The organism is Paenibacillus hemerocallicola, assembly GCF_006265175.1.
GTDB classification, from domain to species: Bacteria; Bacillota; Bacilli; order Paenibacillales; family NBRC-103111; genus Paenibacillus_AB; species Paenibacillus_AB hemerocallicola.
On record NZ_VDCQ01000029.1, the window covers coordinates 95,204 to 102,016 of the forward strand.

A 6,813-nucleotide genomic window follows, 5' to 3' on the forward strand; every position below is an offset into this window, starting at 1 on the left:
CCCACGAACCATACATCTCCATATATGGAGCCAAAGTCATCATTGTTCTTGCTGAACATCGGGATGTGCTGCTATAAGATCGGTCTGAAATCTGCAGCACGGAATAGAGCGGATTTGGAGGTAGTTCGAAGGTAAACCCACCCCAAGGTTGTCCGAAGGTGGGTTTTATTGCCCTATGACTTTAGAAGGGAAGAGTCTTACTTCATCTTGCTCTGGAACTCCTCGATCTTCTTCTTCGCTTCTTCCTCGGCCAGCCGCATCGCGGTGTTGATGTCCGCTTTATCCTGCCATACTTGGGTGCCGTATTTGGCGTAAATCGTGACCAGCTCGGCATCGTACAGCGCTTTTGGCGGAATCGGAGCCGGCTTGTTGTGGAAGATCGCCTTGAAGTTTTTGTCCTTGAACACCGATTCTTGGCCGAGCGCGTTGCGAACGCTTTCGCTTTTCAGAACCGGCATGATGCCTTTTTTGGCCAAGCCCGTCTGGAATTCCTCGGAGGTCATGTAATTCAGCACCTCCATGGCGGCATCCTTGTTTTTCGCGATGCTTGTAATGCCGAAGTTGATCGAATTGATCTGCGAGCCGACGCCGGGATTGTCCTCGAAGCTCGGTAGCGACACGATGTCCCAATCCACTTCCTTCAGCTGCTCGGTCCAGATCGTAATCAGGCTGGACAAATAAGCCATCATCGCCACGTTTTTCTCCTTGACGAACGGCGTATTGTCGGGGATTGCCTGGATGGCGCCCGGCGATAGCTGCGGATCGATGAAAAAGGTTTGGTAAAAGCGCTTCCACAAATCGTTTTTGTTGACGGTCGGCGTATGGGTCGCCAAATCGGCATTCGGAATCGATAAAGGATTCATCCGGGTGAGCAGCGTCGGGTTCATCCCGAAGCCGGAATACTGCACGCCGCCGTCTTGGCGGGTAAGCTTCTTCGCCAGATCGGTCGTCTGCTTCCAAGTCATGCCGTTAGTCGGATAAGGGACGCCGAACTTGTCGAAGATCGACTTGTTGTAGTAGAGCACCAGGTTGTTGCCGTATACGGGCAGGCTGTACATTTTGCCGCCGGACAGCTGCTTGATGGCATCGATGGAGGTGGACTCGAAACGGCTCAGATCGACCTTGTGCTTCTGGATCAGCTCGGTCATATCGTACTGGAGCCCGTTGGGAATCAGGAAGTTTTCGTAAAAGCCGATGGAATGATACGTAATGTCGAAGCGGGTCCCGGACGTAAGCATCTCCGGCAGCGTCGTACCCTTCTGGCTGAAAATATACGATATTTTGTAATCCGGAAACTTTTTGCGAAGGGCATCCCCGAACCGGTAATTGAAGCTGTCCTCGGGATCGCCGTTAATGGCGTAAAATACAAGCTCCACGGGCTCCTTGGGAGCGGTCGGCTTCGGCGTGCTCCCTTCGCCCTCGCTGTTCTTGTCGGATTGGGTCGCGCCCTGACTGCAGGCCGCCAATAAGGCGGCCGACAGACCGAGAGCGAGGGTAAGCGAGCCTGCTTTGCGAAACGGTTTGTTCGACATAGGCACCCTCTTCTCATATAATGGTTCGTTATGGTTAAACATCCAGCGATTGACCGTCCTGCAGCAACCGTTGCCTCAGCACGGCGTAATCCACATCCTGGACGGCTCGGCCGTCCGCAAGCGCCAGTGCCGCAGCGGTAGCCGCGGATTGGCCCAGCACCATGAATACCGGCTCCATGCGGATCGAGCCGTAAGCGATATGGGAGGAGGACAGACATACCGGCACGAGCAGGTTCGTGCATTCTTCACCCTTCGGTACGATCGCCCGGTAAGAGATCCGATACGGCCCCAATACCGGAATTTCCACGTCGCCCTCGTTGACGCAGCGGCCGTCGAGCACGATCCGCCGACAGTTGTGCGAGTCCATGCCGTAAGAGGCGAGACCGATGGAATCTTCCGCGATCTGGTAACGAAGACAATGGTTCTGGTTCATGACTACGTCTCCGACCAAGCGCCGGCCTTCCCGCACATACAAGTAATGCGGCCAGTTCGCCGTACTCGGAAATTCGTCGGCCGGCAATCCCCAACGGCTAACCTCTTCACGTATCGCCTGCGGTACGCTTTCGTCATTGGACAAGAAGTACAGCATGCCGAGATTGTAATGAACGTGCTCCTGAAAAATGCGTTCCCGCGTGGCGTAATCGCCCTCGGGCCATTCGTGGTTCGCCCCGATATGGTCGGTGCTGACCCCGCCGAAGTTGTTCAAGTCGGTTTTGCCGTTCGGCATCGGCTTGTGCAGCCTCATCACGTCCCATACTCCGGCGCGGATATACCGCGACAGCAGCGTAAACTTGCTCGGGTCGTACCCGGGCGGCTGGGGGAAAGCGACACGGTTGTCCGGAACGTCGGTCAGGCAGAGACGGAAATTGTAAGCCTGGATCGAGCGGTCGCCCTGCCCTTGAATGCCCGGGGCCGCATCCGACACGCCGTACAGCAGCCCGCTGTCGGGCTTGCCTTCCGTGACGAACGGGTCGACCCAAGCTTTGAACGTATGATGGGGCGAGCCGAACTGGATGCCGTTCCACGTTTCTTTGTAGACCGTGTTCGCCTCTCTTCCGACGTGGTACGATACGCCTGCGCGTGCGAACAAATCTCCCTCGTAAGTCGCATCGATAAACATTCCGCCGCGAAATACGTTCCCGTTCTCCATCGTGATCTGCACGATTTTACCGTCCCGCTTCTCCACCTTCTCGAGATGCTGGCCGAGATAGACGGAGACGCCCGCTTTCTCCAGCATGTCGCCGAAGATGTTCTCCGCAACGTGCGGCTCCATATACCAAGCCGTTCCATCGGCATCGTCGCTGCCGTAATGGCGGCCGAGCGCCTGATAAAACTCGCGTGCGATGCCGCCGATCGACGTCTTGTGTCCGAAATCGGTCCGGCCGAGGCCGCTTGCCGTCAGCCCTCCCAGATGCTGTCCGAATTCGGCGATTACCGCTTTCAGTCCCATGCGGCTCGCTTGCACCGCTGCGGCTATCCCGGCGGGCGTGCCGCCGTAAATGCACAGGTCGGCATCCACCTGCAGCGGATTTTCGCTTTTGGCAGCCGGCGCGTAATACCGCAAAGCTTTGAAGTCAGTCAAGACCAGTCCCCCCTCTTTTGTCGCATGCAGTTATCGTCTTGTCGTGCCTTACAGATCAAGCTTACCGGATACGGCTTTCCGTTGAACATACAGAATCTTATTTGGTTTTGTACTTTCTTTCATGCCGCGGCAGCGGAAAAAGACCCCGGAATGCTGACTCCGGGGTCTTTCCTTGCGTTCCATTCGCCTATTTTTTCATCTCCGCTTCGATATATTTCTCGCCCTGCTCCTGCGCATTGCGCAGCGCCGTATTGACATCCATCTCGCCCGTTATGATCTTCAATATATTGGGCGTCAAATATTTTTGCATCAGATCGCCGTCATAGATGCTTTGGTACGCTTTCGGAGCAATCTGGTTCACGTAGACCGCTTTCCAGTTTTTGTCCTTATATTGGCTCTCGCTTCCGATCAGCTTCTTCACGTTGTCGTCGTTCAGCACCGTCATGAACCCTTGCTTGGAATATTCCGTCTGCATCTCCACCGAAGTCAAATATTTGATGACCTCCATGGCGGCGGCTTTGTTTTTGCCCGTATTCGTAACGGCGAACATTCTGGGCGATGCCTGCGAGCCGATCTTCGGCTGGTCCTTGAGCGTCGGCAGCGATACCAGATCCCAGTCGATGTCTTTGACATACTGCGGCCCGTCGAACGGAAACTGCGAATTGAACACCATCGTCGCGAGCTCCTGCGATGCGGTCATTTCCGTATAATACGGCAGCTTCTTCTTGGCGGCGGCCCACGACGTGTAGTTGCTCGTCGCCTCGTTCATGAAGTACAGCTCGAGCGCTTTTTTCCAACGCTCATCCGTAAACATGGGCTTCTTCGTCTTCGGATCGTAGAACGGCACGGACTGCTGGTTCATCCGCAAAATATGGTTCGGCGAAGCGGAATAGCCCATATAGTTCACCCCGCCGTTCGAGCGGGTCAGCTTCTTGTTCATCTCGTGCAAGTCGTCCCATGTCATTCCGTCCTTCGGATAGGGCACGCCGAGCTTGTCGAATATCCCTTTGTTGTAGAACATCACTTGAACCATCGTCAAGACGGGCAAGTAATATATTTTTCCTTCCCCCATCGTCTTCACCGCATCGATCGTCGTCTGCTCGAACTTGGTCAAATCGACGCCGTGGGTCTTGATCAAGCCAGTCATATCGTACTGCTGACCGGTGCCGAGGAGCGGACTGGAGATCGTCTCCAGCGACGCGTACACGAGGTCGACATTTTGACCGGCTATCGTCAGATCCTGCAGTCTCGTGCCTTCCTTGGCTTGGATAAAGCTGATCTTCATATTCGGAAATTTCTTGCGGAGATATTGTCCATACGTCTTCTCGAACGGCTCGTCGGACCCGCCCGCCAAATCCTGAATGACGACCTCCAGGGGCTCCTTCGTGTAATCGATCGCGGCGGGAGCCGGAGTAGACGCTCCCGGCTTTTCCTCGGCCTTCTGCCCGCCCGAACCGCCGCTGCACCCGGATACGAGAACGACCGCAGCCATCGAACCGGCCATCATCATCCCAATCTTCCGTTTAAACATGGTAACGCCCCCGATACTTATATATTTGGAAAATATTATGGAAATCGATTTCTTTAAAGCTCTGGAACAGCGGCATCCACCGAGTAGTTGCCAGTTGCCGACGCCCGCAAAACGCGCCCGCAGCCCCGAGCGATGCCAGCAGCTTCCTTCTGCTCAGCCCGGTCGTTGCCCCCGCTTCCCGTTCAGCGGCCTTCCCCGCATCGATGATGTCCGGATCCGGCTTGTTTCCCGACATGCCCATTCCTCCCTGAACCGTATTGGTCTCGCGCTGCGCAATGGGCCCTTCAAAAGCGATGCTGGCCTTTTTATCATATTCCGAGTACTTTTGACGGAGACCCTTTACTTACACTCACCATTTATATTAATGACTGCAATCGATTTCTGCAACCGCTTTCTTCCGTTATTCATTTTATTGATTCGATGTCCGGATCGTATTCATATTATGAATTTAATGGTAAAATGAAGAATCCTCTCCCAGTCGGCAGGTGACTCCCTTGAACAATGATTTGCTGGAAGCGTTCCTATGCGTCGCCCGTACGAAAAGCGTCAGCCAGGCGTCGGAAATTTTGTTTTTGTCCCAGCCTACCGTCACGCACCGGATTCAATCGCTGGAGAAAGAGTTGAACGAGCGGCTCTTCGTCAATAAGAACCGGCAAATGACTTTAACCGATGCCGGACAGGACTTCCTGCCTTATGCGGTGGACATTTTGAACAGCTGGAATCGCGGCTTGGAAAAAATCCGCAACCGTTCCGAGGAACCCGAGGGGAAATTGACCGTCAGCATGTTTTATCATGCCTCGATGCTGTATGGGGAGAAAGTCGTATCGTTCGCGGAAAAGTATCCGATGATCCATTTATCCGTCAAAACGTTGACACCGGAAGACTCGGTCGAACAAATCGTGGACCGCAAAGTGCAGCTGGGGTTCGTCCGTTCCATCCGCCACCCCGCGTTATCTTATCACAAAATGAAAACCGGCAACTTCGTGCTGGCCGTGCATCCGAATCATCCTTTGTCCAAAAGGAAGCAGATCGTTCCCGGCGATTTGAACGGAGAGAAAATGGCGTTTCTGTACAATGGGGCGGCCGATCAGAAAATAATCGACCAATTTTACCAGGAGTACGGCCAAGCCTCGGAAATCATTATGGAGACGAACAACTTCGAGGTTTGCAAGCATTTTATTATGAAACGTCTCGGCCTTGCTTATTTGCCTCAATATACGATACAAGCGGAGCTGGACGAAGGCTCGATTGCCGGCATTCCGGTAACGCTGGCCAAACAGCCGCCCGAGTACGATATCGATCTCGTCTGGCTGACGGAGAACGCCAATCTCACCTTGTACCGTTTGTTTATTAACCATTTTACGGGTAAATCGTAATGGGTACCGCACGCATCAGGGACACCGAGTCGCTCGCGCAAGCGGGGAGGCTGCCGCATGGATCGTTAATCCGACAGCTTCGCGTAAATGACCGTATCCCTTAGCTCGCGGCCGTCCGCCGACAAATCCTCATTTCTTAGCGTTCCTTCCAAAGCGAAGCCCAATCTTTCCGGAATGGCGCGGCTTTTCTCGTTCCGCGAATCGCACCGGATCTCCACTCTGCAAGCCTTCAGCTCGTTGAAAGCAAACGACGAGATGCCTTGCACCGCTTCCGTCATGTATCCTCTGCCGCTGTAGCGGGTGTCCAGCCAATAGCCGATTTCAAACTTCGGAATGTCCCAATTCGGGTTGTGCAGACCGGATGAACCTATCAATCGTCCCGTTTCTTTCAGAAACAGCAGCAGCCTCATATCCTCGCGCCGCAAAAACTTCGCGTGGGATTCGCGGATGCCCGCTTCCGTCCCCGACTCCGACTGTTCTTTATTCGCAAAGGGAAGCCAAGGCCTGAACTCGGCTAATGAGGCTTGCACGGCTTCATACACCGCTTTCCCGTCCCCAGGCATAGGCATTCGTATGAACAGCCGTTCGGTCGTAAATTCGGTCGGAACATCCAGCAGGATCGGATTCATGGTCGACACTCCTTCGCATCATACTTTCCAGCTATTATACACGAAGACGGTTCGAGGTCGCCTCCTATTTTTACCGGAACCGTGTACTTTAATTTTTATATGAGTTGAACTATAGATTTTCAGGTTGTTGAAAAAGTCAAAAAGAGAGATTTGTCATACAAAA

6 protein-coding genes are annotated in these 6,813 nt (G+C 53.9%); 1 reads left to right on the forward strand and 5 read right to left on the reverse strand.

What is annotated here, in order from left to right; translation table 11 throughout:
• Window positions 1-197: 197 nt before the first annotated feature.
• From FE784_RS20420 to FE784_RS20435, 4 genes are all read right to left on the reverse strand, one after another.
• Window positions 198-1,532 (reverse strand): ABC transporter substrate-binding protein, encoded by a 1,335-nt coding sequence (locus FE784_RS20420; RefSeq protein WP_176706389.1) that lies wholly within the window; start codon window positions 1,530-1,532, stop codon window positions 198-200.
• A 34-nt stretch (window positions 1,533-1,566) separates the two neighbouring features.
• Entirely contained in the window at window positions 1,567-3,114 is a 1,548-nt protein-coding gene (locus FE784_RS20425; protein WP_246132109.1) for an FAD-dependent oxidoreductase, read from the reverse strand.
• A 187-nt stretch (window positions 3,115-3,301) separates the two neighbouring features.
• A complete protein-coding gene (locus FE784_RS20430; RefSeq protein ID WP_139604080.1) occupies window positions 3,302-4,645 on the reverse strand; it encodes an extracellular solute-binding protein in 1,344 nt (447 codons plus the stop codon).
• Window positions 4,638-4,880 carry a hypothetical protein gene (locus tag FE784_RS20435; RefSeq protein WP_139604081.1) on the reverse strand — a complete coding sequence of 81 codons (243 nt, stop codon included), beginning with the start codon at window positions 4,878-4,880 and terminating at the stop codon, window positions 4,638-4,640. Before FE784_RS20435 ends, FE784_RS20430 begins: the two co-directional genes overlap by 8 nt.
• A gap of 259 nt (window positions 4,881-5,139) precedes the next feature.
• On the opposite strand from FE784_RS20435, the gene FE784_RS20440 reads away from it, so the two are divergent.
• Window positions 5,140-6,021 (forward strand): LysR family transcriptional regulator, encoded by an 882-nt coding sequence (locus FE784_RS20440; protein WP_176706390.1) that lies wholly within the window; start codon window positions 5,140-5,142, stop codon window positions 6,019-6,021.
• A gap of 65 nt (window positions 6,022-6,086) precedes the next feature.
• Here FE784_RS20440 and FE784_RS20445 read toward each other — a convergent pair whose 3' ends face one another.
• Window positions 6,087-6,650 carry a GNAT family N-acetyltransferase gene (locus tag FE784_RS20445; protein WP_139604083.1) on the reverse strand — a complete coding sequence of 188 codons (564 nt, stop codon included), beginning with the start codon at window positions 6,648-6,650 and terminating at the stop codon, window positions 6,087-6,089.
• Between the last annotated feature and the right edge of the window lie 163 nt (window positions 6,651-6,813).

Excerpts from the sequence above, each read along its gene's own strand:
- FE784_RS20430 (WP_139604080.1), bottom strand. The coding sequence starts at position 4,645 with ATGTTTAAACGGAAGATTGGGATGATGATGGCCGGTTCGATGGCTGCG.
- FE784_RS20420 (WP_176706389.1), bottom strand. The coding sequence starts at position 1,532 with ATGTCGAACAAACCGTTTCGCAAAGCAGGCTCGCTTACCCTCGCTCTC.
- FE784_RS20435 (WP_139604081.1), bottom strand. The coding sequence starts at position 4,880 with ATGTCGGGAAACAAGCCGGATCCGGACATCATCGATGCGGGGAAGGCC.
- FE784_RS20445 (WP_139604083.1), bottom strand. The coding sequence starts at position 6,650 with ATGAATCCGATCCTGCTGGATGTTCCGACCGAATTTACGACCGAACGG.